At 68.1% G+C, this 25,045-nt stretch carries 20 protein-coding genes, 1 tRNA gene and 1 pseudogene; 11 read left to right on the top strand and 11 right to left on the bottom strand.

All coding sequences use genetic code 11. The features are described 5' to 3' along the window. Window positions 1-87 precede the first annotated feature (87 nt). Both JM664_RS00555 and JM664_RS00550 read right to left on the bottom strand, forming a co-directional pair. Window positions 88-1,032 carry a sugar-binding transcriptional regulator gene (locus tag JM664_RS00555; protein ID WP_227417952.1) on the bottom strand — a complete coding sequence of 315 codons (945 nt, stop codon included), beginning with the start codon at window positions 1,030-1,032 and terminating at the stop codon, window positions 88-90. Next, the gene (locus JM664_RS00550) at window positions 1,032-1,718 is read right to left on the bottom strand and encodes an HAD family hydrolase (RefSeq protein ID WP_227417951.1); all 687 of its coding nucleotides are present in this window, start codon (window positions 1,716-1,718) and stop codon (window positions 1,032-1,034) included. The genes JM664_RS00555 and JM664_RS00550 overlap by 1 nt, the downstream gene beginning before the upstream one ends. A gap of 211 nt (window positions 1,719-1,929) precedes the next feature. Here JM664_RS00550 and JM664_RS00545 point away from each other — a divergent pair, with 211 nt between their 5' ends. Beyond that, window positions 1,930-3,006, top strand: coding sequence for an AI-2E family transporter (locus JM664_RS00545; protein WP_227417950.1), 1,077 nt, complete (start codon window positions 1,930-1,932; stop codon window positions 3,004-3,006). Window positions 3,007-3,012: 6 nt separating this feature from the next. Here the strand turns inward: JM664_RS00545 and JM664_RS00540 are convergent, their stop codons facing one another. Both JM664_RS00540 and JM664_RS00535 read right to left on the bottom strand, forming a co-directional pair. Beyond that, window positions 3,013-4,260 carry a DUF2254 domain-containing protein gene (locus JM664_RS00540; RefSeq protein ID WP_227417949.1) on the bottom strand — a complete coding sequence of 416 codons (1,248 nt, stop codon included), beginning with the start codon at window positions 4,258-4,260 and terminating at the stop codon, window positions 3,013-3,015. A gap of 46 nt (window positions 4,261-4,306) precedes the next feature. Beyond that, window positions 4,307-6,133, bottom strand: coding sequence for an extracellular solute-binding protein (locus tag JM664_RS00535; RefSeq protein ID WP_227417948.1), 1,827 nt, complete (start codon window positions 6,131-6,133; stop codon window positions 4,307-4,309). A gap of 261 nt (window positions 6,134-6,394) precedes the next feature. Between JM664_RS00535 and JM664_RS00530 the strand changes: the two genes are divergently transcribed. The 4 genes from JM664_RS00530 to JM664_RS00515 all read left to right on the top strand — a co-directional run bounded on the left by JM664_RS00530 (window position 6,395) and on the right by JM664_RS00515 (window position 10,232). Further along, the gene (locus JM664_RS00530; protein WP_227417947.1) at window positions 6,395-7,366 is read left to right on the top strand and encodes a Bug family tripartite tricarboxylate transporter substrate binding protein; all 972 of its coding nucleotides are present in this window, start codon (window positions 6,395-6,397) and stop codon (window positions 7,364-7,366) included. An 87-nt stretch (window positions 7,367-7,453) separates the two neighbouring features. Next, on the top strand, window positions 7,454-7,900 hold the full coding sequence (locus JM664_RS00525; RefSeq protein ID WP_227417946.1) for a tripartite tricarboxylate transporter TctB family protein: 447 nt from the start codon (window positions 7,454-7,456) through the stop codon (window positions 7,898-7,900). Further along, window positions 7,901-9,421: a tripartite tricarboxylate transporter permease gene (locus tag JM664_RS00520; RefSeq protein WP_227417945.1), complete on the top strand. Its 1,521-nt coding sequence runs from the start codon at window positions 7,901-7,903 to the stop codon at window positions 9,419-9,421. Between the two features lie 28 nt (window positions 9,422-9,449). Then, window positions 9,450-10,232 carry an SDR family oxidoreductase gene (locus JM664_RS00515; RefSeq protein WP_227417944.1) on the top strand — a complete coding sequence of 261 codons (783 nt, stop codon included), beginning with the start codon at window positions 9,450-9,452 and terminating at the stop codon, window positions 10,230-10,232. Between the two features lie 6 nt (window positions 10,233-10,238). Here JM664_RS00515 and JM664_RS00510 read toward each other — a convergent pair whose 3' ends face one another. Next, window positions 10,239-11,030, bottom strand: coding sequence for an HpcH/HpaI aldolase family protein (locus JM664_RS00510; RefSeq protein WP_227417943.1), 792 nt, complete (start codon window positions 11,028-11,030; stop codon window positions 10,239-10,241). A gap of 115 nt (window positions 11,031-11,145) precedes the next feature. Here JM664_RS00510 and JM664_RS00505 point away from each other — a divergent pair, with 115 nt between their 5' ends. Then, complete coding sequence (locus JM664_RS00505) at window positions 11,146-12,207, top strand: Ldh family oxidoreductase (protein WP_227417942.1); 1,062 nt, start codon at window positions 11,146-11,148, stop codon at window positions 12,205-12,207. Between the two features lie 4 nt (window positions 12,208-12,211). Here the strand turns inward: JM664_RS00505 and JM664_RS00500 are convergent, their stop codons facing one another. After that, on the bottom strand, window positions 12,212-12,838 hold the full coding sequence (locus tag JM664_RS00500; RefSeq protein ID WP_227417941.1) for a GntR family transcriptional regulator: 627 nt from the start codon (window positions 12,836-12,838) through the stop codon (window positions 12,212-12,214). A gap of 140 nt (window positions 12,839-12,978) precedes the next feature. Here JM664_RS00500 and JM664_RS00495 point away from each other — a divergent pair, with 140 nt between their 5' ends. The 3 genes and pseudogenes from JM664_RS00495 (at window position 12,979) to JM664_RS00485 (ending at window position 16,341) form a co-directional block, all read left to right on the top strand. Further along, window positions 12,979-13,953, top strand: coding sequence for a 2-hydroxyacid dehydrogenase (locus JM664_RS00495; RefSeq protein WP_227417940.1), 975 nt, complete (start codon window positions 12,979-12,981; stop codon window positions 13,951-13,953). A gap of 11 nt (window positions 13,954-13,964) precedes the next feature. Next, window positions 13,965-14,824, top strand: a pseudogene (locus JM664_RS00490) (aldehyde dehydrogenase family protein). Next, entirely contained in the window at window positions 14,731-16,341 is a 1,611-nt protein-coding gene (locus JM664_RS00485) for a thiamine pyrophosphate-binding protein (protein WP_227417939.1), read from the top strand. Before JM664_RS00490 ends, JM664_RS00485 begins: the two are co-directional and overlap by 94 nt. Before the next feature lie 33 nt (window positions 16,342-16,374). Here JM664_RS00485 and JM664_RS00480 read toward each other — a convergent pair whose 3' ends face one another. The 5 genes from JM664_RS00480 to JM664_RS00460 form a co-directional block, all read right to left on the bottom strand. After that, the gene (locus JM664_RS00480) at window positions 16,375-17,541 is read right to left on the bottom strand and encodes an OpgC family protein (protein WP_227417938.1); all 1,167 of its coding nucleotides are present in this window, start codon (window positions 17,539-17,541) and stop codon (window positions 16,375-16,377) included. Then, window positions 17,534-19,309 (bottom strand): glucans biosynthesis glucosyltransferase MdoH, encoded by a 1,776-nt coding sequence (mdoH, locus tag JM664_RS00475; protein WP_227417937.1) that lies wholly within the window; start codon window positions 19,307-19,309, stop codon window positions 17,534-17,536. The genes JM664_RS00480 and mdoH overlap by 8 nt, the downstream gene beginning before the upstream one ends. A gap of 172 nt (window positions 19,310-19,481) precedes the next feature. Then, the gene (locus tag JM664_RS00470) at window positions 19,482-21,113 is read right to left on the bottom strand and encodes a glucan biosynthesis protein (protein ID WP_406675748.1); all 1,632 of its coding nucleotides are present in this window, start codon (window positions 21,111-21,113) and stop codon (window positions 19,482-19,484) included. 210 nt (window positions 21,114-21,323) lie between these two features. Further along, window positions 21,324-21,821 carry a YciE/YciF ferroxidase family protein gene (locus tag JM664_RS00465; protein ID WP_227417935.1) on the bottom strand — a complete coding sequence of 166 codons (498 nt, stop codon included), beginning with the start codon at window positions 21,819-21,821 and terminating at the stop codon, window positions 21,324-21,326. A gap of 81 nt (window positions 21,822-21,902) precedes the next feature. Continuing rightward, on the bottom strand, window positions 21,903-23,222 hold the full coding sequence (locus JM664_RS00460) for an ATP-binding protein (RefSeq protein ID WP_227417934.1): 1,320 nt from the start codon (window positions 23,220-23,222) through the stop codon (window positions 21,903-21,905). 41 nt (window positions 23,223-23,263) lie between these two features. Between JM664_RS00460 and JM664_RS00455 the strand changes: the two genes are divergently transcribed. Both JM664_RS00455 and JM664_RS00450 read left to right on the top strand, forming a co-directional pair. Next, a complete protein-coding gene (locus JM664_RS00455) occupies window positions 23,264-24,187 on the top strand; it encodes an MBL fold metallo-hydrolase (protein WP_227417933.1) in 924 nt (307 codons plus the stop codon). Between the two features lie 12 nt (window positions 24,188-24,199). Next, a tRNA-Asn gene (locus JM664_RS00450) sits at window positions 24,200-24,274 on the top strand. Window positions 24,275-25,045 lie beyond the last annotated feature (771 nt).

The following is a 25,045-nucleotide window of genomic DNA, read 5'->3' as shown; positions in this document are numbered from 1 at the left end:
ATCTCACAGACATAACTGAGTCTGTCAACGGCCTAGCTATACCCTATCCGGCATATCCACGCCGGTCACCACGCAATGAAATTGCAATCAGTCCAGCCGCAGTACCTTTTCCGCTGTGACTTCATCGGTGATGAGGGCGCTGATGAGGCGGCCCCTCAGTGCCGCGGCCACCGCGGGCACCTTGGCCTCGCCCACGGCGATTCCAACCACAAGCCGCCCTTGGGCGCTTCGCAGTGGTGCGCTCGCCACTCGCTCGTTGATGAGGCCACCTATGACCTCGCCGTTCCGGTCGTAGGACCAGCTCGTGATCTCGCCAACTGCGCCGGCGCCCTGCAGAGCCCGCAGTTCGGCGCGCGTGATGAAGCCGTCCACCACCATCGGCGCGGTCTCGTCGAGCTGGCCGATGCCGACGAAGGTGACGTCGGCGCGGCGACAGAGATCGAGCGTGTTGCGCACCGGCTCCTGCGCGTGGAGGAGGGCGAGCTGGTCCGGATCCTCGGCCAGGACCGGCAGCGGCATCGGAAAGTGCCGCGCTCCCACCCGGTCGGCCATGCGGACGACCACATTGTAGGGCGTAGCCGACCCGTCGCGCATCATGTTACCGAGGAGCGACACGATCGAGTGCTGCGGGCAGTCGAGCGTCGGCAGCTGCTCCACCGCGGCCCTGAGCGCCCGGCCGGTGCCGAGGGCGACGACCTTCGGCGCGCGCGACTTCAGGTGCCGCTCCATCTCGGCGGCTCCGGAAATGGCAACGCCGGCGAGCAGTCCGGGCGCGGCGGGGTCACTCGGCACCACTTCGCAGGACGTGAGCGCGTGGCGTTGCGCCAGCTCCTGCCCCAGTTCCATGCAGCGCGCGATAGGGTGGTCGAGCCGCATCTTTATCAGCCGCTCGGTGACCGCGAGGGAAACGAGCCGCTGGGCCGACTGGCGCGAAACGCCAAGCTTGCGCGCAATCTCGTCCTGCGTGTTCCCGGCCACGTAATAGAGCCAGGCGGCACGCGCCGCATCGTCGAGCCGACTGTCCCCCTGCATCACGCCTCGCACGAGGCACGCCGCCCGCGGAGCGCGGGGGCGCGTCGGTAGAAGTCCCCCCAGCTCGGCAGGATCGGAACACCCGGCGGCGTCGCCTCGCGCATTCCCGGCAGCGCAAAATGCGCTCCGCCGGCATAGCGCCACACCTCCATCCCGGCGGCCTGCGCCGCGGCGATGCCCGGCAGGCTGTCCTCGATCACGAGGCACCGCTCGGCCGGAACTGCCATACGCGCGGCGGCATGGAGGAATAGATCGGGTTCCGGCTTGCCGCGCTGCACCTCCGAGGCGGTGAAGACGTGCTCGCCGAAGCGGTCGCGCAGACCGCAGATCTCGAGTGATCGCCGCGCTCGTTTCGGGGTGCTGCTCGTGGCGACACAGGCGGGGCAGGCGAGGGTGTCGAGCACGTCTTCGATGCCCGCCGTCGGCTTCAGCCGCGCCTCGAATACCGACAGGAGTTTGCGCCGGTAGTTATCCTCGAAGTCGGCCGGCAGCGCCGTGGCCGAGGTCTCTCGCAGCGTCGCGGCCACGGTCGGGAAGCTCCGGCCGAGGAAGGCGCGCGAGAAGTGCTGCATGTCGAGGACGATGCCGATCGCCTTCAGCGCAGCAAGCAGCACCTCGCCACTCAGCATCTCGCTGTCCACGAGAACGCCGTCGCAGTCGAATATGATGAGGTCGAAAGGCCGCATCGTCAGATTGATAGGAGGTGGCCCGCGGAAAAGCGAGCATGCTCCGTCCCGCTGGCCAGGCGCGCATTCGGAACCACGGCGGGTGCAGCCGGCTTGATCCCGATCGGCAGGCCTCTGTGGCCACGCTTGGGGAGGGGGCCAAATGGCGGCGGATGTACCGGCACCGGGGTCGGATCGGCCTCAGCGCCGCAAACGTGGACAGCACTGGGCGGTGATCGGCCTTTTCATCATCGCGGCTGCCGCGACGCTCGTGCTCGCGCGGTCCTTCTTTATGCCGGTGATCCTCGCGTTCCTGCTGTCGCTGGTCTTTTCGCCGATTCGTCGCTTTCTCGCGCGCAAGGGCGTACCGCCGGGCATCACGGCCGCGGTCGTCGTGATCGGCCTGCTCGTGGCGCTCGTGGTGGGACTCCTGTCGCTCTCGGCGCCGGTGCGCGAGTACGCTCAGGATGCGCCGACCATCATCAGAGACGTCGAGCGCAAGATGCGGGTGCTCAGTTCGGCCGTCGAAACCGTCACCGAGGCCAGCGAGGAGGTCGAGAAGCTGACCGAGGGCGGCGGCGGGGGGGGAGAACAGCCCGAGCGCGTGGTGGTCGACCGCCCGGGCGTGCTGGCTCAGGTGGCGACAAGCGCGCCCTACATGCTGGCGCAGACGGCGCTGACGCTGGTGCTTCTGTTCTTCCTGATCTCGTCGGGCGACATGTTCTACGAGAAGATCGTGCACGCGATCCCGCGTTTTTCCGACAAGCGCCGGGCGATCGAGATCGCCTATGACATCGAGAAGAAGATCAGCCGCTATTTCTTGACGATCTCGGTCATCAATGCGGGGCTCGGCGTTGCCATCGGCACGGCGCTCTACTTTCTTGGGATGCCGAACCCCGTGCTGTTCGGTGTCCTCGCCTTCGCGCTCAACTTCGTGCCGTACCTCGGTGCGCTGACGGGTGTCGCGCTGACGGCGGTCATCGGCATCGTGACCTTCGACACCCTGGCGCAGGCGGCGTTCGTCGCCTTCGTCTACTTCGCCTTCACGAGCCTCGAAGGCCAGTTCATCACGCCCTATGCAGTAGGCCGCAGCCTCAAGCTCAATCCGGTTGTCGTCTTCATCGCCGTCGCGTTCTGGGGCTGGGCGTGGTCGGTCATCGGAATGGTCATAGCCGTGCCTGTGCTCATCACGCTGCGCGCGTTCTCGGAGCGCATCCCGCAGATGAACGGCCTTGGCCTCTTTCTCGCGGGTCGGCACGTCGAGGTGCAGCACGACGAGGACGACAGGGGCAGCTCCCGCGCCGCCTGAGACGGATCAGCCGGCGCCGTCGACAACTGCCTCGACCCGCTGCCAGTCGCGCGGCGACAGGGCAGCGCTTGCCCGCGACAGTGCCTCGCGCGAGGCCTCTTTCGCCGCCGCCGCCAGCTCGCCACCGCCCGCCTCGAGACTGCGCAGCGCCTTCTGCAACCTGATCTGCACTTCCACCTTGTCAGCGCCGTCCCGCGCAATCGGCAGGAGGCCGTCCTGCATCAGGTCCACAGCCGTGATCGCCGGCAGGGCGATCCGCGGGAATTCGATCCCGCGCCCGTCGTTCCGCTCCTCGTGGAACGCCTGCAGTACCCGGACCAGCCGGCCGATCACGTCGATCGCGGTGCCGGGGTCGTTGATGCCGGGCGAGAGGGCGCGCTGCGCGATCTCGCTCAGGACGATCACGCCGAAGCGCGGGTCCTGGTCGAACTCGCGCTTCGAACCCAGCGTGAAGGCCGCGCGGAGCGCCGCCTCGTCGAGGTCGCCGACATAGAGGGCCAGCGCCTGGCCCTCAACCGCGAAGTGGCCCGGCGGAGCCACCACGCGCACCGTGCCGTCGCCTGCCTCCGCCGCCTCGGAAAGGGCACCGAAGTCGACATGCTGGACATATCCGGTCCGGTCCGCCAGCAGCGCCGCGCCCCGCTGCGGCTCGCCGCGCATGGGCTCGCTGACGGCGCAACCGTAACAGGGCCGGAGCCTGCGCGCCTCGAGCGCTTGCCGCGCCGCCTCCTCGACCCGCCGCGACGTCTCGATCAGGCTGCCCAGCTGCGACAGATGGCTGATCCACCGCAGGAGCGCGATGACCACCAGCGCGATGACCGTCAGCGTGAAGCCCATGATCACCGCCGAGGCCGCCTCGCCATACACCTCGGTCGAAACCACGATCAGCGAGACGAGCGCGAAGACGAAGGCGCCAAGGAAGGTCGCCAGTACCGACTGCGTCGTCGTATCCTCGAGCAGGAGCTGGTACGACCGCGGCGTCACCTGCGTCGAGGCCGACTGCCGGGCCTGGACCATGATGCTGAGCGAAAAGATCGTCACCGCCAGCATCGACGAGGCCAGAATCTCGAGGATGCCCACCAGCGCCGAACCGCCGAGCGCGCTCGCCATCTCATCGGGCACCAGTGGGGCGAGCAGGGTGGCCGATGACGCCGCCACCAGCGCCAGCGCCGCGATCGCGGTGGTCCGGACCCAGATCCGCCGCGAGAAACGCCGCAGCCGGTAGAGCGCCTTGGAGAGCGACAGTGCCTGCATCACCGCGGTCAGACCGTTCTGGGCCGGCCGCAGAGGCGAGCCACGCTCACCGTAGCGCCCCCTGGGCTTGCAGCGCCTCGTATCTGTCTTCGTCGAACCACCAGTAGGCGTCGCCCCGCGCGTAGGGCGGCTGGATATCCGGGCGGCCGAAGACGTCCCAGTAGGCGATCCAGTGCGCACCCTTGTGCCAGTTCGGCACCCAGATGTGCTTCGCGCGGAGCACGCGGTCGAGCGCGCGGACCCGCGTCTCCATCTCCGCCCGGCTCTCCGACGCTACGATCCGGTCGATCAGCGCATCGACCACGGGGTCCGCCACGCCGGCGAGATTCAGCGAGCCCGGCGCTTGCGCACCCGAAGTGCCGAAGACCGAGCGGATGCTGGCCGACGGTGTGAGGCTCAGCACCAGTCGTCCCGGTGTCACGTCGTAGTCGAAGTCCTCCTGCCGCTGCTGCATCTGGGCTGGGTCCACGAGCTCATATCGGGCGTCGATGCCGACCCGCCGCAGGTTCGCCACGTAGGGCAGGATGACGCGCTCGAAGCTCGGGTTGTCGTCGAGGATCTCAAGGGACAGGGTCTCGCCCTGCGCGTTGCGACGCAGCCCGTCGGTCCCGACGGTCCAGCCGGCCTCCTCCAGAAGGCGCGACGCCTCCCGCAGAGCGGTGCGATCGAGCTGCTGGCTTGTGCTGCTGATCGGCGGAACGTGGGCGGGCGCTTCGAAGACGTCGGGCGGGAGCGCGTCGCGGAACTCATCGAGCAGCGCGAGCTCGTCGCCCTCAGGCACGCCCTCCGCCTGCATCGTCGTGTTTTCCCAGAAGCTGTCGGTCCGGGTGTAGAGACCGTGGAAGAGCGTCGCGTTCGTCCATTCGAAGTTGAACAAGAGCCCGAGAGCCTCTCGCAGGCGCGGATCCTGCATCTTTTCGCGTCGCAGGTTCAGCCAGAAGCCCTGCGTGCCCGACGGCCGCTCGTCCCGCAGCTCGTCACGGATCACCCAGCCGCGCTCGACCGCCGGGAAGTCGTATCCCTGGGCCCAGATCGCAGACGAGAACTCCTCATGAAAGAGGTAGGCGCCTGCCTTGAGCGCCTCGAACGCGGCGGTACTGTCGGCGAAGTACTCGTAGCGCACGCAGTCGAAGTTGTGGGTGCCGACGTTCACAGCGAGGCCCTCGCCCCAGTAGTCGCGGCTGCGGCAGTAGGTGATGTTGCGCCCGGGCGAGACGTCGCTGACGACGTACGCGCCGGAACTCACCGGCGGCTCCAGCGTCGAGGTGTCGAACGGCACCTCGGCGTAGTAGTGCGCGGGCAGGATCTCGAGATCGCCCACCACCATCGGCAGGTCGCGTGTGGAGGCGCCCGGCGCGAAGTCGAACCGGACGCTGTGCGGCCCCAGCGCCCGTGCGCTCTCCACGTCGGCCAGCGCGATGCGGTATTGCGGCCGCCCCTGCGTCTTGAGCGTCTCGAAGGTGAAGACGACGTCCTCGGAGGTGAGCGGCTCGCCGTCCGAGAACCGCGCCTCCGGCCGCAGGTTGAAGACGATCCAGCTCCGGTCTGGCGGATATTCCATGCTCTCCGCGATCAGACCGTAGGCCGCGTCCGGCTCGTCGGCCGAGCGCGTGAGGAGCGTGTCGTGAACAAGCTCCAGTCCCTGCGCGGGCTCGCCCTTGAGGATGAAGAGATTGAGGCTGTCGAAGGTGCGCGACGCAAGGACGCCGCGAAAACTCATCGTTCCGCCCCGAGGCGCATCCGGGTTCACGTACTCGAAATGCGGGAATCCTTCGGGATACTTCAGGTCGCCGAAGGCAGAGATCCCGTGGCTGACGATGACGTCCGTCTGTGCGGCGAGCGGGGAGGCGCAGAGCGAAACGATTGCCCCCACGAGAGGAGCGAGGCCCCGAGGGCGTGGGACTGGCGCAGTCATCGGCGGGTTCCTCGCTTTGCGACTGTAGCAAGCCTAGCGACTGCGGGTGGCGCGTAAAGAGCGCGCGCCCGGCCGGGACAGCCGCCTTGACAGTCAGGTGCATCCTATCAGACACAGCTGTATGCAGCACGACAGGCTGCAGCACGCGCGGGAGGGCGCGTGCCGGAAGATCCGCAACGGGCCTTGCCTCAACGGACTGGATCAACGGGAGGAGATGAGATGAACGGAAGAATGACGTCGGCACTGGCCGTCACGGCCGGATTGGCGCTCGCCGGCACCGCACACGCGCAGGAGGACTTCCCGCAGCAGCCGGTGACCATCGTGGTGCCGTTCTCGCCGGGCGGCTCGAACGACATCGTCGCGCGACAGCTCGGGCAGCAACTCCAGGAGCTATGGGGTGAGCCGGTGGTGATCGAAAACCGGCCCGGCGGCGGTGCGACGATCGGATCGGCCTATCTGGCCGAGCAGGATCCGGACGGCTACACGCTCATGATCGCGTCGGTGACGTTCACCATGAACGCCGCGGTCCAGAGCGAGCTGCCCTACGATTCGCGCGAGGACTTCACGCCGATCGCACTGATCGGACAGGTGCCGCTGGTGATCGGGGCCCGTCCCGACATCCCGGCGGAGACGCCGCAGGAGCTGATCACCTACCTGCAGGAATCCGACGAGCCGCTCAGCTATGGCGCGACCGGTGTCGGCAGCATCCAGCACTTTGCGGGTGAACTCTTCAACCAAGCGGCCGGGACCGAAGTGCAGGTGATCCAGTATCCCGGTGGCGCCCCGGCGATGACCGACGTGATGGGCGGCCACATCGAGTACTCGATCGGGTCGATGACGCAGATGAAGCCGCAGATCGACGAGGGCAACATCAAGGGCATCGCCGTCACCAGCCTCGAGCGGTCGGACGCCATGCCCGATCTGCCGACGCTGGCGGAATCGGGCCTGGAAGACTTTGAGGTGATCCAGTGGTGGGCGATCCTCGGGCCCGACGGGATGGACCAGGCGCTCGTCGATGAGATCAACGAGGACATCAACCAGGTTCTAAGCTCCGACGCGTTCACCGAATTCCTGGCAGCCGACGGCGGCACCCCGCGACCGATGTCGGCGCAGGAGACGGCCGACTTCATGACCCGCAACTTCGATCGCTGGGCGCAGGTGGCCGAAGAGGCCGGCATCCGGGAGGAGTAAGGCGCGCGGGCAGGCGACCCGCCTGCCCGGATCGCGGCCGGTGCTGCGGCACCGGCCATCGCCCCTTGGCGCAAGGTGACAGTCGCGATGCGAAAGGTGGACAGGGTCGATCTGCTGGCGGGACTGCTGGTCCTCGCCACCGGGGTCTACTTCGCAGTCGGCGCGCTGGAGTACCGAATGGGCACGATCACCCGGATGGGGCCCGGCTTCGTGCCATTCTGGCTGGGCGTCATCGCGGCCCTGCTGGGCGCCGTCATAGCGGCAACCGCACTCGGCCGCGCCGGACGCCTGCCCGAGTTCGCGTGGCGCGCGTCCGGCAGCGTACTCGGCGCTATCCTCGCCTTCGGCGTCCTCCTGCCGCTATTCGGCCTCCTCACGGCGGCCTTCGCGGCCTCCGCCATCTCGATGACGGGCAACCCGGCGGCGGGGAAGCGGCTGATCCTGCTGACGTCGGCGGCGATCACGCTGATCTGCTGGACGGTCTTCATCGCCACGTTGGGCCTGCCGATCCCGGTATGGGAGATGCCTTTCTGAATGGACGTCTGGGCCAACATCGTCATCGGGTTCGACACGGCTCTGTCGCCGACGAACTTGATCTACTGTCTGCTCGGCGTCTCGCTGGGAACGTTCTTCGGGATGTTGCCTGGCATCGGCTCCCTTGCCGCCGTCTCGATGCTCCTCCCGATCACCTTCTACCTCGAGCCGACGACGGCGCTGGTGATGCTGGCGGGCGTCTATTACGGGGCGGAGTACGGCGGCTCGACCTCGTCGATCCTGCTCAACCTGCCTGGCACGCCGTCAAATGCCGTCACCTGCCTCGACGGCTATCCGATGAGCCAGCAGGGGCGGGCGGGCGTCGCACTCTTCTCGACCACCATCGCCTCGTTCATCGGCGGCACGTTGGGAGTCATCGCGCTCTACCTTCTCGCGCCGCTGATCGTGCGCTGGGCGCTGGCATTCGGGCCTGCGGAATACTTCGCCATCATGCTCTTCGGCCTGGTCGCGGCGGCCACGGTCACGCAGGACGCGCCGGCCAAGGGGCTGGCGATGGTGGTGCTTGGGATGCTGCTCGGCACCGTGGGCGCCGACATCACCAGCGGCGTGCCGCGTTTCCACTTCGGCTTCTTCGAGTTGCGCGACGGGATCAACTTCATCGCGCTGGCGATGGGCCTCTTCGGCGTGTCCGAGATCATCCTCTCGATCGCGCAGTCGGTGGACAAACCTTTCATCCAGAAGGTCACGCTGCGCTCGATGGTGCCGACGCGGGACGAGGTCCGGCGCTCGGTCATGCCGGTGTTCCGCGGCGCCGGCATCGGCGGTTTCTTCGGCGCGCTGCCGGGCACGGGACCCAGCATCGCCACCTTCATCGGGTACGCGATCGAGAAGCGCCTGTCGTCCACGCCCGAGCGCTTCGGCAAGGGCGCGATCGAAGGCATCGTCTCGCCCGAGTCGGCGAATAACGCGGCGGTGCAGGCGGCCTTCATCCCGACGATGACGCTCGGCATTCCCGGCAGCGCCACGATGGCGGTGATGATGGGCGCGCTGCTGATCCACGGCATCCAGCCGGGCCCGCAGCTGATGAACCAGAACCCGGACATCTTCTGGGGCCTCGCCGCCAGCTTCTGGATCGGCAACCTTCTCTTGCTGATCCTCAACATCCCGTTGATCGGGCTCTGGGTGCGGATGCTGAAGATCCCTTACGGTGTCCTGTATCCGGCGGTGATCTGCTTCATCTGCATCGGCGTCTATACCGTCAGGACCAGCACGTTCGACGTGTTCCTGGTGCTCTTCTTCGGGCTCATGGGCTACGTGCTGCGGCTGCTACGGTTCGAACTGGCGCCGATCCTGATCGGGTTCATCCTCGGTCCCATGGTCGAGGAGAACTTCAAGCGCGCGATGCTGATCTATCGCGGCGACTTCGGCGAGATCATGGGGCGGCCGATCAGCGGCACGTTGCTTGCGATGACCGCGGCGCTGCTGGTCTGGACGTTCTGGAGCGTCATGCGTGCGCGTCGGCGCGAGATAAGGCGCGAGGCGCGCTGGGCCGACGACTGACGGCCCGCGCAAGTGGAGGGGAGAAACGATGCTGATCGATCTGACGGGCCGGACGGCGCTGGTGACGGGCGCGAGCTCGGGCCTAGGCAAGGCGGTGGCGGCACGGCTCGCGGCCTCGGGCGCGAGGGTTGCCGTTCTTGCTCGGGGAGAGGACGCGCTGGCGGCCGCGGCCGACGCGATTCGGGCCGAGGCGAAGGGCGAAGTGCTGCCGATCCCGTGCGACATCACCGACCCGGCACAGCGCGACGCGGCGATGGGGCAGGCGACGGATCGGTTTGGCGCGGTCGACATCCTTGTGAACAACGCCGGCAGCTCGCGGCGCGGTGAGGTCGAGACGCTGACGCGGGACGGCGTGGTCGAGGATCTGGACCTCAAGCTGCTCGCACCGCTGGCGCTGATCCAGGCGGTTGTGCCGACGATGAAGGAGCGGCGGTGGGGCCGTATCGTCAACGTCTCGGCCGTCGTCGGCAAGGCTCCCGACGGTGGGAGCATGCCGACCTCGCTCAGTCGCGCCGCAGGGCTGTCGATGACGCGGACCCTATCGCGGGAGCTGGCGCCCTGGAACATCCTCGTCAACGCGCTCTGCGTTGGCAAGATCAAGAGCGGCCAGTGGGAGCGGCGTTACGAGGCAAGCGGCAAGGCGCAGAGCTACGAGGAGTTCCTCGCGCCGGTGGCGAAGACCATCCCGCTGGGCCGGATGGGCGAGGCGGAGGAGTTCGCCAACGCCGCCTGCTTCCTCGTCTCCGACCAGGCGTCCTACATCACCGGCGCCGCGATCAACGTCGACGGCGGGCTCTGTCCAGTGGCCTGAGCCGGATCAGGCCCGCTCCACCATCTCGCGCAGGCGCGTCGTCCAGTCCTTCGCCGCCGCCGCGAGGAACGCGATGTCGGTCTGGGTGGTGAAGAAGCGCGCGCCCTTGGCGACGGCGGCCGCCTGGCGGGTCACGTCGCGGTTGCCGCCGCAGCCGGCAACCTTGCCGTTGGCGGCGCAGGCGGCATTCACCCGCGCCTGCGCGGCGACGATCTCGGGGTCGTCGAAGCGGCCGGCCTTGCCCATGTTCACGAGGAGATCGTTCGTGCCCACGTGGATCACGTCAATGCCCGGCACCGCAGCGATCTCCTCGACGTTCTCCAGCCCCTCGACCGTCTCGATCATCGCGACGAGCAGCGTCGCGTCGTTGAGGGCCGGGATCGCCTCCGAAAGCGGAACGGGTGCGAAGTCGAACATCGGATAGCCGCCGGTGACAGACCGCTTGCCGAGCGGCGCGAACTTGCAGACGTCGACGGCGCGCCGTGCCTCGTCGGCGTTGTTGATGTCGGGATAGACGATCCCCGTCACCCCGTTGTCGAGCAGCAGCGACACGTCCGGGTCGTCGATGCCCTGCACCCGCACCAGCGGCGCGATGCCGATCGCCAGCGCCGTCTGCGCGATGTTGGACAGCGTCTCGACGTTGAAGATCGAGTGCTGGGCGTCGATGAACAGGAAGTCGTGGCCCGAGGTCTTGGCGATGCGGGCGATGTCCGGTGATCGGGTCAGCCGGACGCTCATCCCCAGCACGACCTCGCCGTCGGCCAGCCTCGTCTTGAGCGGGTTCGTATAGGCGGTCATGCGATCTTCCCTCTGCTGCGCATCCTCCAGTATCCGCGCGTGTGCAGCAGGTCAAACCAACGTTGCAGACGACTGCATCCATCCGTATCCAGTGCCTGACCGGGAGGAGGATCCGATGGCCGATATGAACGACGTGCTGCACCTGACCGCCGACGAGGCGCGCGCCTTCGCCAGCGACGTGTTCGCCGCGCACGGCGTGCCGCGACGCGACGCTGACACCACTGCACGTTGCCTCGTGCGCGCCGACCTCAGGGGGGTGGAGACGCACGGCATCGTGCGGATGCCAGGCTACCTCGACCGGATCGAACGCGGGCTGGTCGATCCGGCGCCCGAACTTGCGCCGCGGCGGGTCGCGCCGGCGGTCGCGCATCTTGACGGGATGAACGGCCTGGGCTTCGTCGTCGCCACCCGCGCCACCGAAGAGGCAATGGCGATCGCGCGCGAGGCGGGGACCGGCCTCGTCGGCGTCTCGCGCTCCACCCACTTCGGCATGGCGGCCACCTACCTGCTGCAGGCGGTCGAGGCCGGCTTCGCCGCGCTCGTCTTCACCAACGCCTCGCCCGCGATGCCGCCTTGGGGCGGCCGGCGCGAGATGCTGGGCACCAGCCCCTTCGGCGCGGCCTTCCCGAACCCGGGCGGACAGCCCTTCATCCTCGACATGGCGCCAAGCGTCGCGGCGCGTGGCAAGATCCGCAAGGCGCTGCGCGAGGGGCGCGAGATTCCCGAAGGCTATGCGCTCGACGCCGACGGGCGGCCGACGACCGATCCGGAGAAGGCGCTGCAGGGCGTCGTCCTGCCGATCGGCGGCGCCAAGGGGGCCGGGCTCTCGATGCTCATGGACCTGCTCTGCGGCGTGCTGACCGGGGCCGCCTTCGCCGGGCATGTGGGTGACCAGTACAAGGCCTTCGACCGGCCGCAGAACGTGGGCCACTTCATCCTCGTGATCCGGCCGGACCTCTTCCTGCCGGCGGGGGGCGTGGCCGAGCGCATGGCCGAGCTGGTGGCGACCGTGCGCGCGAATCCGACGGCCGAGGGCTTCGACGAGATCCTGATGCCGGGCGAGCCCGAGTCGCGAACCGAGACGCGGCGGCTCAGCGAAGGCATCCCCTACCGCCGCGCGGACCTGGAGCCGGTCATCGAGCGGGCGCGCGGCAAGGGCGTCACCTTCCCCGGCTAAGCCGTCAGTAGTCGAACATCATGGCAAGCCGAGTGTCGCGCGCATGGCGGATGTGCTCCTGCGCCAGGCGCTCGGCGGCGTCGGGGTCGCGCCTCTCGATGGCGTCGAGCAACGCGGCGTGCTCGGCCACGGCGGCGGGTTGCCGCCCCTCGACGGCGAAGGTGGTCGACGGCAACAGCATGACCGTGTCGTGCATCCCGTGCAGCATGTTGACGAGATAGCGGTTGTGCGCCGCCTCGGCAATGGCGTCGTGGAAGGCGCGATTGAGCTGCGCGGCACGGCCCGGATCGTCGGTCGGCTCGGCGAAGGCCTGAGCGATGTGGCGCATTGAGTAGAGGTCGCTGGGCGAGGCGTGCTGCGCCGCATACCGTGCGGCCGCTCCCTCCAGCAGTTCCCGGATTGCATAGAGCTCCAGCACGCTCGGTCGCGTCAGCTTCGCCACCGCTAGGCCGGTCGCGGTCATTTCGAGCAGGCCACGTTCCTGCAGCCGCGACAGCGCCTCGCGCACCGGGGTTCGGCTGACGTCGAAGGTCTTCGCCACGTCCTCGGCCCTTATCCTGTCGCCCGGCTTGTAGGTGCCGGTCCTGAGGTGGCCGATCAGTGTCTCGTATATTTCCTGTGCTCTCGACATGAGCTCACCAATGTTTCGACTCGCCGGGCTACTGCGATATGCGGCGCCGGCGGGCGCCTTGAACCCCGCTGTCTCCAAGCGTATACGGCTGGATAACGATCGGAAAGGGCGACAGACCCTAACGGGAGGTCAAAGAAGGGATGAGAACTCCGACGATCGCGGTCATCGATCCGTTCCATCCGCGCATCACCGAGACGATCCGCAACGCGCTGCCGGAGGGCTGGTCGCTCTCCGTGACAAAGGGACCATCCGAGGATGAGCGCGCCGCCGCGCTGGCAGAGGCCGAGGTGGCGGTGGTCATGGCGACGCCGATGCCGCGCAGCCTGCTGGAGCGGGCGCCCCGCCTGCGATTCATCCAGAAGCTCGGCGCCGGGGTCGACCGGATCGACACCCGGTGTTGCGAAGAACGCCGGGTGGGCCTCGCGCGGCTGCACGCGGGTAACGCCATCCCGGTAGCCGAGCACACGCTCCTCCTGATGTTGGCGGCTTGCCGCAATCTGCCGCGGCTCGACGCGCAGACCCGCGCCGGCCGCTGGGACAAGGAAGAGGTGCGGGGCGAGAACCGCCACCTGCACGGCAAGACAGTGGGCATCGTCGGCTTCGGCGCCATCGGGCGGCAGGTCGCGCGGCTGCTCTCGGGCTTCGGCGTCGAGATCGTCTACTACGATCCGGTCCGGGCCGAGGAGGTGGACGAGGCGGCGCTGAAGGCGCGGTACCTGCCGCTGGACGATCTCGTGGCCGAGGCGGACGTGGTGACGCTGCACCTGCCGCTGATGCCGCAGACGGCGAACATGATCTCGGCCGAACGCATCCAGCGGATGAAGCCGGGCGCGCTGCTCGTCAACGCAGCGCGGGGAGGATTGGTGGACGAGGCCGCACTGGCCGACGCGCTGCGCTCGGGGCACCTTTTCGGCGCGGCGCTTGACGCGTTCTCGGAGGAGCCGCCGGCGGGCAACCCGCTCCTCGGGATAGAGAACACGGTGGTCACGCCGCACTGCGCCGGCGCCACGATCGACAACTTCGCCTCGGTCGCCGCGCGCGGGGTCGAAAATGTCCGGCGGTTCCTCGACGGGGAGCCGCTGCCGCAGGGCGACATCGTGCTGGATCCCCGCTAAAGGAACTCCGGATGGCGATCCTCGACTCCACGATCGGCAACGCGTGGCGGACCTCCGCCCGCTCGTTAAAGAGCATCAACCTCGCCAACGGCTCCGTCCCGGCCGAAGTCGCAGTCGCAGTCTCCGAGGCAGCCGGCATCTTCGGCAGCGGGGAACAATCCTGCATCGCCGGCTCGCGCATAATGGTCGCGCGAAGCTTCTTCGATCAGTTCGTCGACGTCGTCGTGGCCATGGTCGCGCATTCCGTACCGGGCAATCTAGAGGACGAGACCGCCGTGCTCGTCCCGATGGCGAGATTCAAGCACCGCGACGCGGTCGCGCTGGCGCGGGACGAGGGGGCCGAGGTTCGCACCGGCGGGCGCAGTCTCCATGCCGAGGGGCTGGCGGAGGGAGCCTGCTATGGGCCGACGATCCTTACGGGTCTGTGGAGCGACAGCCGCGCGGCGCAGGAGGAGATCCTTGGGTCGGCGGCGCTGGCCTTGCCATTCGAGGACGAGGCCGATCTGATTGCGCATGCGAATGCCACTGACCTCGGCCTCGCGGCGGGCTCTGGACGCGCGACAGCGGCAAGGTCCGGCGCTTCGCGCGCGCGTGCAAGGCGGGAACGGTCTGGATCAACACCTGGAAGCAAAGCTCCATCTCGACGCCCTTGGGCGGCGTCAAGCGGAGCGGGATCGACCGTGAGAAGGGGCTGGCGGGCCTGCGCGCCTGTTGCCAGCGAAGGGACGTGTTCTGGCAGCTCGACCGAGCGCCGGCGAAACGAGAGGGAGTGAGGGCATGGCGACCACCGTCGAGGTGCTGGCGGACGCATTTAAGGAGGCGGGCACGCCGTTCATCGTGGGCCATCCCGGCGGCGAGAGCGTCGAGCTGATGGAGGCCGCGCGCGTGCGCGACATGCGCTTCATCCTGATGAAGCAGGAGGTGGCGGGTGCGATGCTGGCGGCGACGTGGGGCGACATCACCGGCGCACCCGGAGTCTGCCTGTCGACGCGCGGGCCGGGCGCGGCCAACATGGTCAACGGCATCGCCCACGCCGCGCTGGACCGCTCGCCGCTGATCGCGATCACCGACCGGATGGCTACGCCGCAGCACGAGGTCGGCCTGCGCCAGCGGATCGACCACTTGGCGATGTACGCGCCGCTGGTGAAGTGGGGCACGACGATCGACGCCCGCGTGGTGCGCCAGCAGGTGGCCCGCGCAATGCGCACGACGACCGCCCCGGCGCCCGGGCCGGTACAGTTCGACATGCCCCAGAGCGAGCCGTCCAAGGAGGCGGGCGACCTTGCCGCGCCGCCGCCGCTGATGCCGAACCTGGCGTTTCCGGATCCGGAACGTTCGGGGCTTAGGGACGCGATCGCTCGGATCGACGCCGCGCGCAAGCCGATCATTCTGGCGGGTCTCGGCGTCTTCTGGGACCGGGGCTCGGCCGAACTGGTGCGGCTGGCGGAGAAGCTCGGCGCGCCGGTGCTGACCACGTCGAAGCTCAAGGGCGCGATTCCCGAGGACCACGAGCTGCGCGCCGGCTGCATCATCGGCGGCCTGATCGAGCGCAAGCTGGTCAGCGAGGCGGACCTGATCATCGCCGTCGGCCTCGATGCGGTCGAGCTGCAGCCCAAGCCGTGGCCCTACGACATCCCCGTGATCGCGCTGGCGAACACGCCGTCGCTCGACGCGCTTGTTCCGGCCGAGCTCGAGGTGCTGGGCAACCTCGCCGTGCTGACCGGCGCGCTGGCCGACTGGTGCGAGGGCGGCTCGGGCTGGGGTCAGGCCGCGGCGGCGACGTTCCGCGACGACGTGTCGAACGCGCTGAACACGCCAGCCAAGGGCCTCTCGCCGCAGCGGGCGATGGAGGTGGCGCGCGCGACGCTGCCGCGCGACACGGTGGCGACCTGCGACGCGGGCGCGAGCCGCCTCTTGGTGGTGCAGAAGTGGCAGTCGTACGGTCCGCGCGAGTTTCTGACCTCGAACGGCCTCGGCTCGATGGGCTACGCCATCCCCGGCGCACTGGCGGCGCGGCTGGCGCATCCCGACCGGCCGGTCGTCGCCTTCACCGGCGACGGCGGCTTCATGATGGCGGTGGCCGAGCTGCAGACCTCGGTGCGGGAGAAGCTGCCGATCACCGTCGTGGTCTTCGACGACAGCGAGATCGCGCTGATCCGCGTGAAGCAGGAGATCAAGGGCATCCGCAAGCACGGCGTCGAGATCGGCGGCATCGACTGGGAGCGGCTGGCGCAGGGCTTCGGCGCGGACGGCGTGGTGGTGGACACGGAGAATGGCCTGCAGGATGCGCTCGCCGCCGCGCGCCATACGGAGCGCACGACGGTCATCGCCGCCCGCATCGACGGTTCGGGTTACGTCGACCAGTTCAACGCTCTGCGCGAGCTCTGAACCGGCGCTGGCCGCCGCCGCTGTGCGCCGGGATCAGGCGCGCGCAGGTTCCCTGCGCGCGGCGGTGGCCGCGAAGGCGGCGGCCACGAGAAACTGGATGGCAAGGCCGCCCGTGATGATCCAAGCGTCGAGGACGAAGCTGTCCTCGGTCGCCGCCTTGATCGACTGTCCGACGATGGATAGCACCGAGCCGGTGGCGAAGACCGGCAGGCCGAACCGCCCGAGCAGTGCGACCGGGGCGGCCCAGCCACTGGAGGCCATGGCGCCGACCTGCGGCAGCATGGAGACCACGTAGAAGAGGGCGAGGACGTGGAGCGCGCGCGGCAGCGACAGGAAGGTCTTGTCGAAGCCGGCGATGAAGAACGGCACCCCCGCGTCGTATCCGGCGTGCACCATCGCCCGTCCCGCCGCGGCGACCGGCGGGACGAGGCGCCACACAAGGACCGCGAGGAGGAACAAGACGGCGACGTGCAGGAGGCGCCGGTCGCGCGGCACCAGACGTTCGCCCCGCTTCAGCGAGAGCCCCGTCAGCAGACCCACCACGAAGACGAGCTGCCAGGCAAGGGGGTTGAAGAACCAGCCACCGGGGTTGGGATAGGCCGGAAGGTTCAGTCGCAGATTGCCCGCCGCGAACCACAGGGCGAGAGACAGGGCGAGGAGGAGGAGCGGACGGCTGCGTCCGATCAGGATCATTCCGGGCGTCGCGAGCAGCAGCACCGTGTAGAGCGGCAGGATGTTGAAGTAGCCAAGCTGGTGCATCAGCGTCGGCAGACCGATCATCACGCCGATCTGGTCGTCGAAGAAGGCGGCCATGTTGTTGATCTCGATCATCCGGGTCGCGCCGAACCAGCGTGCCGCGGCGGCGGAGATGCCGATCGCCATCATAGTGGTCGCCATGTGGACGAGATAGAGCGTCCAGGCGCGGCCCCAGATGCGGCGCGTTCCGGCCCAGGCGTCGCGTGCCATCACCCCGGCGTAGGCGAGGCCGGCGGCGATGCCTGACATGAGGACGAAGGCCTCGGCGGCGTCGGAAAAGCCGTAGTTCCGGCTGGTGAAGTGCTCGAAGACCGTGCCGGGGACATGGTTGATGTAGATCGTGATGAGCGCCAGCCCGCGAATGACGTCGAGCCGAGCGTCGCGCTCGCCCGGTGCCTGCGCGACGAGCGAATTTCGGGGGGCGCTGTCGACCGTGTCAGCCATGGGCAGCGGCACCCGCGCCGGTCGGCACCGGCGCCTGCCAGTCGTTGAGGACCTGCCGTGCCCGGGCGACCACGGGGCTCGGCGTCAACTCCTCCGGCGTGCGGAACAGTCCATGCCCGGCGGCATGCGATGTGCCGGCGACGAGGAGCGGCGCGGCGACCATCGGCAGCGCCACGGGCAGGAGCCAGGGCAGGAGCTCGGGAGCGGCGGCCGCGACGCCGGCAACGCCGGCACTGCCGGTGGCCACAATCCACCAAGTCGCCCGCCACGCCAGCGAGAGCGGGATCGTCTCGCGCCCGCGCGCGCTGGCCGGCCAGCCGCCGTCGAAGCCCGCGAGGATCTGCAGCACCGCTCGCGTCTGGAACATCAGCATGACCGGAGCGATCAGGGTCGAGAGCAGGAGCTCGGCCACCACCGACGCCCCCGTGCGGCCGGGGCCGCCGAACGAGGGTGCCGCGCCCTTGAAAAGCGCCTTGACGAGGATCGCGAGCTTCGGCACCAGCAGGAGCGTCACGACCCCAAGGGCGAGGCCCACCGCCTTGGCGGTCTCGTCGTCCGGGAACACCGGGAAAAGGCTGCCGCCCTCGGGGAAATACTCCGGCGGCTCGTGCCAAAGAACCGCCGGCACAGCGGTAGAGAGCAGCGCCAGCCAGAAAAGTGGCACGACGTAGCCGAGCGTCGCCTGCAGCAGCGCGAAGCGGCTCCATCCGGTGAGACCCGGCGCGCCGAGGAGGCGTACATACTGGAGGTTGCCCTGGCACCAGCGGCGGTCGCGCTTGGCATAGTCGAGCAGGTCGTCCGGCCCCTCCTCGAACGAGCCGAAGAGATCGGGATCGAGGCGCACGCGCCAGCCGCCGCGGGCCAGCAGCGCAGCTTCGACATAGTCGTGGCTGAGGATATGCCCGCCGAACGGGGGGGGCCCGGAAAGCGGGGGCAGATGACAGCTTTCGGCGAAGGCACGCACCCGGATCAAAGCATTATGCCCCCAGAAGGGCCCCGCCGGTCCCTGCAGCGCGGCAAGGCCGCGCGCGAAGATGGGCGAGTAGAAGCTCGCCGAAAACTGCATGGCGCGGCCGAAGATCGACTGCGCCCGGATGATGCGCGGCAGTGTCTGGAGGAGGCCGAGCCGGGGGTCGGCTTCCATTCTGCGCACCATCTCGACGATCGTCGCGCCCTCCATCAGGCTGTCGGCGTCGAGGATCAGCGCATAGTCGTAGGCGCCACCGGATCGTGTGATGAAATCGCCGATGTTGCCAGCCTTGCGCCCGACGTTGGTGGCGCGTCGGCGGTAGAACATGCGCCTGCGGCCGTCCCGCTCGTCGACGAGGCGGGTGAACCAGAACGCCTCGGCCCGCGCCGCCGCCTCGTCGCGCGTGTCCGACAGGACGGCGATGTCGAAGAGGTGGGCAAGCCCGGTCTCGGCCAGCGATGCATCCATGGCGGCGAGGCGCGAGAATGTCGCGGCCGGGTTCTCATGGTAGATCGGCATCAGCAGGGCCGTCCGCCCGCTCGGGACCTGGCTTTCGGCCAGCCGCGGCGGCCGGCGTTCGCGGTAGAGGAGGCCTAGGAGGCCCTGCACTGCGCCCCAGGCAAGCCAGAAGGTCGTCGCGCCGATCAGCGCCGCGCGCAGCACGTCAAGCCACTGCAGGCCCGCTGCGGCGGCGAACTGGAGAAAGAGCAGCACTGCCGCTATAGCCGCCGCGACGGCAAGTCCGATGGCTGCCGCGCGCGTGGCGAGAACCGACCGCGGCGTGGCGACCGGTTTCATCTCCCGTGTTCTGGGTCGAGGGCGGAAGCGTCGCCCCACCAGCCTAGGCGGAAGCGGCGAAGGCGTCGCGACCGCTCCACCACCTGGAGCGGCATGTGCAGTGCACACTCGGGCGGTAAGTACTCCTCGAGCGCGGGTGCTGCCGCTTCTTCGGACAAGCTGCGGTCGGACATCAGGCGTCGATCCATTGATAGAGCCACGTCTCCGAGAGCTTGTCTCCGTAGCCCTCGATGAACGCCACAAGCTCCATCGTCGCATTTGGTTCCGGCACCACATCGGCGACAAACCGCCAGATATCTGTCCCGGAGAGCTTGTGCAGGGTCAGAGAGACAACGTCGCCGCGGTTGACGCTGAGCTTTCCTTCGACCTCGGCGTCCGGGTCCAACTGGCCAAGTCGGCCGCCGCGGAAGTCCACCACGAACTTGCGCGAGCCGTCCTCGTTGCTGACGCCCGAGGCACCGCCAACGCCCGTCCGCGTCTCGAACACATAGGCCTTGTCGCCTTCGGGATCGGGAGCGAGCATTCCCCAGCGCAGCCGATACGCGTACTCGCGTTCATCACCCGCCGCGAAGCCATCGCGCGGCACCCAGTAGGCGACTATGTTATCGTTGACCTCTAGGTCGCTAGGGATCTCGACAAGACGTACCGCGCCTTCGCCCCAGTCACCCAGCAGGTCCACATCGACGGACGGGCGGTCCTCGTAGCGCGCCTCGGCGTCCTGGTACTCGTCGAAGCGGCGATCGCGCTGGTGCAACCCGAAGCCCGTGGGCGAGGTCTCGGCGAAGTAGGACGTGCCGAGCCGCGGCGGGTTGGCGAGGGCGCGCCACAGGATGTCGCCGTTGGCGCGGCGCACCTGCAAGCCGTTGCTGTCGTGGACCTGCGGCCGGTAGTCGTCGAAGCGCGACCGATTGCCTTCGGCATAGAGGAACATCGATGTCAGCGGCGCTACGCCGAGGTGGCGCACATCGTCGCGGAAGAAGAGCCGCGCGGTTACATCCACCGCCGTCTCGCGGCCCGGCGTGATGACGAAGCGGTAGGCGCCGGTGACACTCTCGCTGTCGAGTTCGGCATAGACGGTGACCGATCGCGCGCCTGGCGCGGGACGCTCGAGATAGAAGGCTGAGAATCGCGGAAATTCCTCTCCGCCATCCATGGCAGTGTTGATTGCGAGGCCGCGTGCGCTGAGCCCGTAGGCATTGCCGCGACCGAGCGCGCGAAAATAGCTCGCGCCCTGAAACGCCACGACCTCATCGAAGCGGTCTGCGCGGTTCAGCGGGAAATTCACGCGAAAGCCGGAGACACCGGGCAAGGTGGCGCCGTCCTCGACCAGGTTCTCAGTCTCGCCGTGGTAAAAGAAATCGTCCGCGGTGAACGAGAACGGCTGCACGGCGCCGTTCACGACCTCGCGCACCGGAACCGGCTGCTCGAAGAGCCAGCCGAGGTGGAAGGCCTGCAGTCGGAACGGGCTCTCACCGTCGGCCCAGCGCGCACGATCGGGACGGAAGGCGATGTGCCTATACTGCGAGTAGGTGAGGTCGCCGACGAAGCCTTCAGCCGTCTCGGGCTCAGCATATCGCTCACCCGCGCGCGCCTTCATGGCGGCGCTGAGGGTGTCAAAGGAAAACCCTTCCTGCGCCACGTCCGCGTCTTGTGCGCCGGACCGCGTCGGAAGCGCGAGGCCCGAAGCGAGCGCCGTCAGGCCCAGAAGGACCGACCGGCGCGACGCACCGCGCTTCGTGTCATGTTCAAACGGCTCAATCACCTGCCACTCCCACCTGCCACCTCGCCTCGATGCGTCGCACATGCTCCGTGCGCGATGTGAGCGCAGTCGCGTCGCTTCGCAATGGCCGCCATAGGCATGAACTTGCCGAGATCACGGGACAGGGCAGGACCTCGCTCGATTTCGCACAACAAGCGGGCGCGCCGCCGCTCGAGGTGACACAAGAGTGGCAGTTCGCCGAAACAAAGACGCCGCGCACGTGGCGCGGCGCCTGACAAGACTCTGGCCGCTGGCTCAGGCGGCGGCGTCGCGGTTGACGCCGCTCGTGGCGATCTCGGTAAAGCGCCGGTCACCGTCATAGCCGCTCTGCAGGCACTTCTCCAGGATGGCGATATCGTCCTTGGCCTCGATCCGCTTGGCGAAGGCCAGAAGACACCCGTAGCCGGCGATCGCGTAGTGTGCCATGCGCTGGTACTGGGTGACGATCATCGCATCGCGAACATCGTCGTCGCCAAAGTCCTCCTCAAGCGCATGTGACCGCGCCTCGGCCACAAGGCCCTCCATGCCCTTGCAGTGCTCACCGTTGGGGTCGACGTTGTGGTTTCCGCAGAGGGTCTCGATGTCGGACATGCCGGTCTCGATACCCTTCGCCGCGTCGGCGAGCGCCGACTTCAGTTCATCGTGCTTCGCCGCCTCGTGCAGCTTGCGGGTCACGGCCAGCGACTGCTTGCACGCGCTGTAGATGTCCTGAAGCTGGTCGACATAGATGTCCTTGAGCGAATTCATCGCCATGGGATCGTCCTCCTTCAAAGCTGTACCCGGTACGGGTTCTGCCGCTCAACGAGTGTAGTCGGCGATCGTTCCTGGGCCGCCTTACCGCGCGAGGACGAGGTCGGCGCGCAGGCCGCCGAGCGTCTCGCTCTCCCCCAGACGCAGCGTTCCACCATGCCGTCGCGCCACGTCGTGCGCTATGGCAAGGCCAAGACCGACACCCGTACCCCTGTCCTGATTCCTCGACACGTCGAGGCGCGCGAAGGGCTTGATCGCCTCGCCCCTCAGCTCGGCCGGAATGCCCGGTCCGTCGTCCTCGACCGAGAGTCGCACCGCCCGTTCGCTCGCGGCCATTCCCACGGTTACACGGGTACCGTAGCGCGCTGCGTTTTCGATCAGGTTGACCAGCGCCCGTTCCACCGCCAGCGGGCTGCCAACCATCCGCCCGTCGCCATCGAGCTCGCCAAGCGTCACACTATGTCCAGCGCGCCGCGCGTTCTCCACCGCGTCGCGCGCCAGAACTGCCGTGTCCATCGGCCGACTCTCGTCGAGCGCTGCGCCGCGGGCGAACTCGAGGAAGGTTTCGAGCAGCCGCTCCATGTCCGCCACGTCGCGCTGCATCGCCAGCGTCTCCTCGCTCTCCTCGATCAGTGACAGTCCCAGCTTGAGGCGCGTCAGCGGCGTCCTCAAGTCATGGCTCACACCGGAGAGCATCATCGTGCGCTGCTCGATCATCCGCTCGATGCGGTTGCGCATGTCGAGGAACGCGCTGCCAGCGGCGCGCATCTCCGTTGCGCCGGTCGGCTTGTAGGGCAGGTTGCGCCCGCGCCCGAAGGCCTCCGCCGCCGCCGCCAGCCGCTTCACCGGCCTCAGCTGATTGCGTAGGAAGAGGTAGGCGATGATCGTCATCAGCATGCTGGTGAACGTCATCAGCACGAGGAGCTGGTGCGGGTTCGAGGCTGACACCCGCCCCCGGTTGAACGTGATCGCCATCAGTCCGTGCTGCGTGTCCAGGTACACTGTCACCCGCCGGATCGTGGTGGCGAGGTCAACGGCCTGCAGGTCCGACAGCCGCTCGCGCAGCGACCGGATCACGATGCGGCCGGAGAGATCATACCACAGCCGCGTGTCCCCCTCCGTCGGCTCGGTCACGAAATCCACCGACATCTCGAGCGGGTCCGCGACCTCGGCAACCCGCACCTCCGCGGCCGCGCGATCAGGAGCCTCGCGAACCTCATCGACGAGGAAGGCCACCTCGCGCAGGACGTTCCGCGTCATCTGCTCCGTCACGTCCTCGTAGAGGCGCTGGATGAAGACAACCGAGACGACGATCTGGATCGTCAGCACCGGCGCGAGAAGGATCAGCGCCGCCCTGGCGTAGAGCGACCGCGGCATCCAGCGTTTCAGCCAGTCGAAACCCATGCCAGACCTATAGTGACACGGAGAGATTGAGGTAAGCGCGAATGGTCGAGTGGCTGGAACCGAACATCCGCCGCCTGCTGGCGCCGAATCCGTCACCGATGACCCTGCACGGGACCAACGGCTACATCGTCGGGCGCGGGCGCGTGGCGGTGATCGACCCGGGGCCGGACGATCCGCGCCACCTCGCCGCCTGGCAAACGGCGCTGGCGGGCGAGGTGGTGACGCACATCCTTGTGACCCACGCGCACAGCGACCACTCGCCGCTGGCGCCCGCGCTCGCCGCGGCCCACGGCGCGCCCGTGCTGGGCTTCGGTCCGCCTACGGCTGGGCGCTCATCTGCAATGCGGCGCCTGGCCGAGGGGGGCTTTGCCGGGGGCGGCGAGGGTGCCGACCCGCATTTCCGCCCCGACCGCCGCCTCGCCGACGGGGAAAGGGTCGAGGGCCCGGACTGGTCGCTCGAGGTCTTGCACCTGCCCGGCCACTTCGCGGGCCACCTCGGCTTCGCGCTCGGCGACGCTGTCTTCACCGGCGACCATGTCATGGCCTGGTCGAGCACGCTGATCTCGCCTCCTGACGGCGACATCCCGCAATTCATGGCCTCCTGCGAGCGGCTTAAGTCGCGGCGCGACCGGATCTTCTATCCCGGCCACGGTGAACCCGTGACCGATCCGGTCGGGCGGATCGACTGGCTCGTCGCCCACCGGCGGGAGCGGGAGCGGCAGGTTCTCGACGCTCTCGACCGCATGCCGGGAACTGCCGAAGATCTTGCCCAGCGCATTTACGCCGATCTCTCCCCCGTCCTTCTGCCGGCCGCAGGACGCAACGTCCTCGCGCACCTCATCGACCTGACCGAGCGCCAACTCGTGGTGCCGGATGCCGCCCTCGGCCACACCGCCACCTTCCGCAGCGTCGCCGGGCCGCGGGACCGAAAACGCACTGGACGCCCCGATCCCCTCTTGCTATAGCCGCCCCCGCGTTCCGGCGTAGCTCAGTGGTAGAGCAGTTGACTGTTAATCAATTGGTCGCAGGTTCGAATCCTGCCGCCGGAGCCAATCTTCTCAACAGCTTAGCGTGATCGCAGCCGACCATTAGTCGCGCTGTAGTCGCTCTTTAACCGTGGGGGCGCGGGGCAGTCGTAGTGCTCCCCCTTGCGTCGACTACAAGATGTGCCTATCTTCGCGGGTAAGGGCAGCGGTCAGCCGGAACCACCACAGCCCTCAAAAACTGGAAATCCGGCGACTGGCCTAATGCGCGGTGGCTGCCACCCTAAGGGACCCCCGCGCACGAGATCAGAGGAGGCACGCTACATGCGGGCAACACTGATCCTCGAAGCCAGCCGGTCGAGCGGTTCGACGTACCGCATCACGACCACCCTGGACCTCTACGGTCTGGGCTGGCTGATGAGGGTGATCGGGCAGTAAGGCTGGTCAGGGGTCGCTCTTCGGGGCGGCCCCTTCTGCATCTAGCATTTCGGCTTGCGGCAGGCACCAGATGTGGCTATATCGGCAGTACCCCCACAAGTGGCGGGAGGAAGGAAGGCTTCACTTGGAAGCTTTTTTGGTCTCCCCGATCTTGAGGCGGTGAGGTGATGGTCTCATCGAGGCTCTCTTGTTGGGGCTCGGGATAGGACCTGAATGCATGACCCACGCTTCGGCGTGGAGTGTTCCGCGTCTGCCATCACGGACGCGGTCTGCCTTTCCCGATGGGAAACGGCGGATAGGGTTGAAGGCAGGGCGCTGAGAGCCTTGAACTGGCCCCCGTTTCGACCGGACCCCCAGGCATAGCCATGGAGGCTTAGGCATATGCCTGAGCACGTGCTCATG

It is taken from the genome of Roseitranquillus sediminis (genome assembly GCF_016918935.1).
Taxonomy (GTDB): Bacteria; Pseudomonadota; Alphaproteobacteria; order Rhodobacterales; family Rhodobacteraceae; genus Roseitranquillus; species Roseitranquillus sediminis.
Note: the sequence above shows the minus strand (reverse complement) of the source record. Positions and strands in the feature narration are given on the sequence as shown.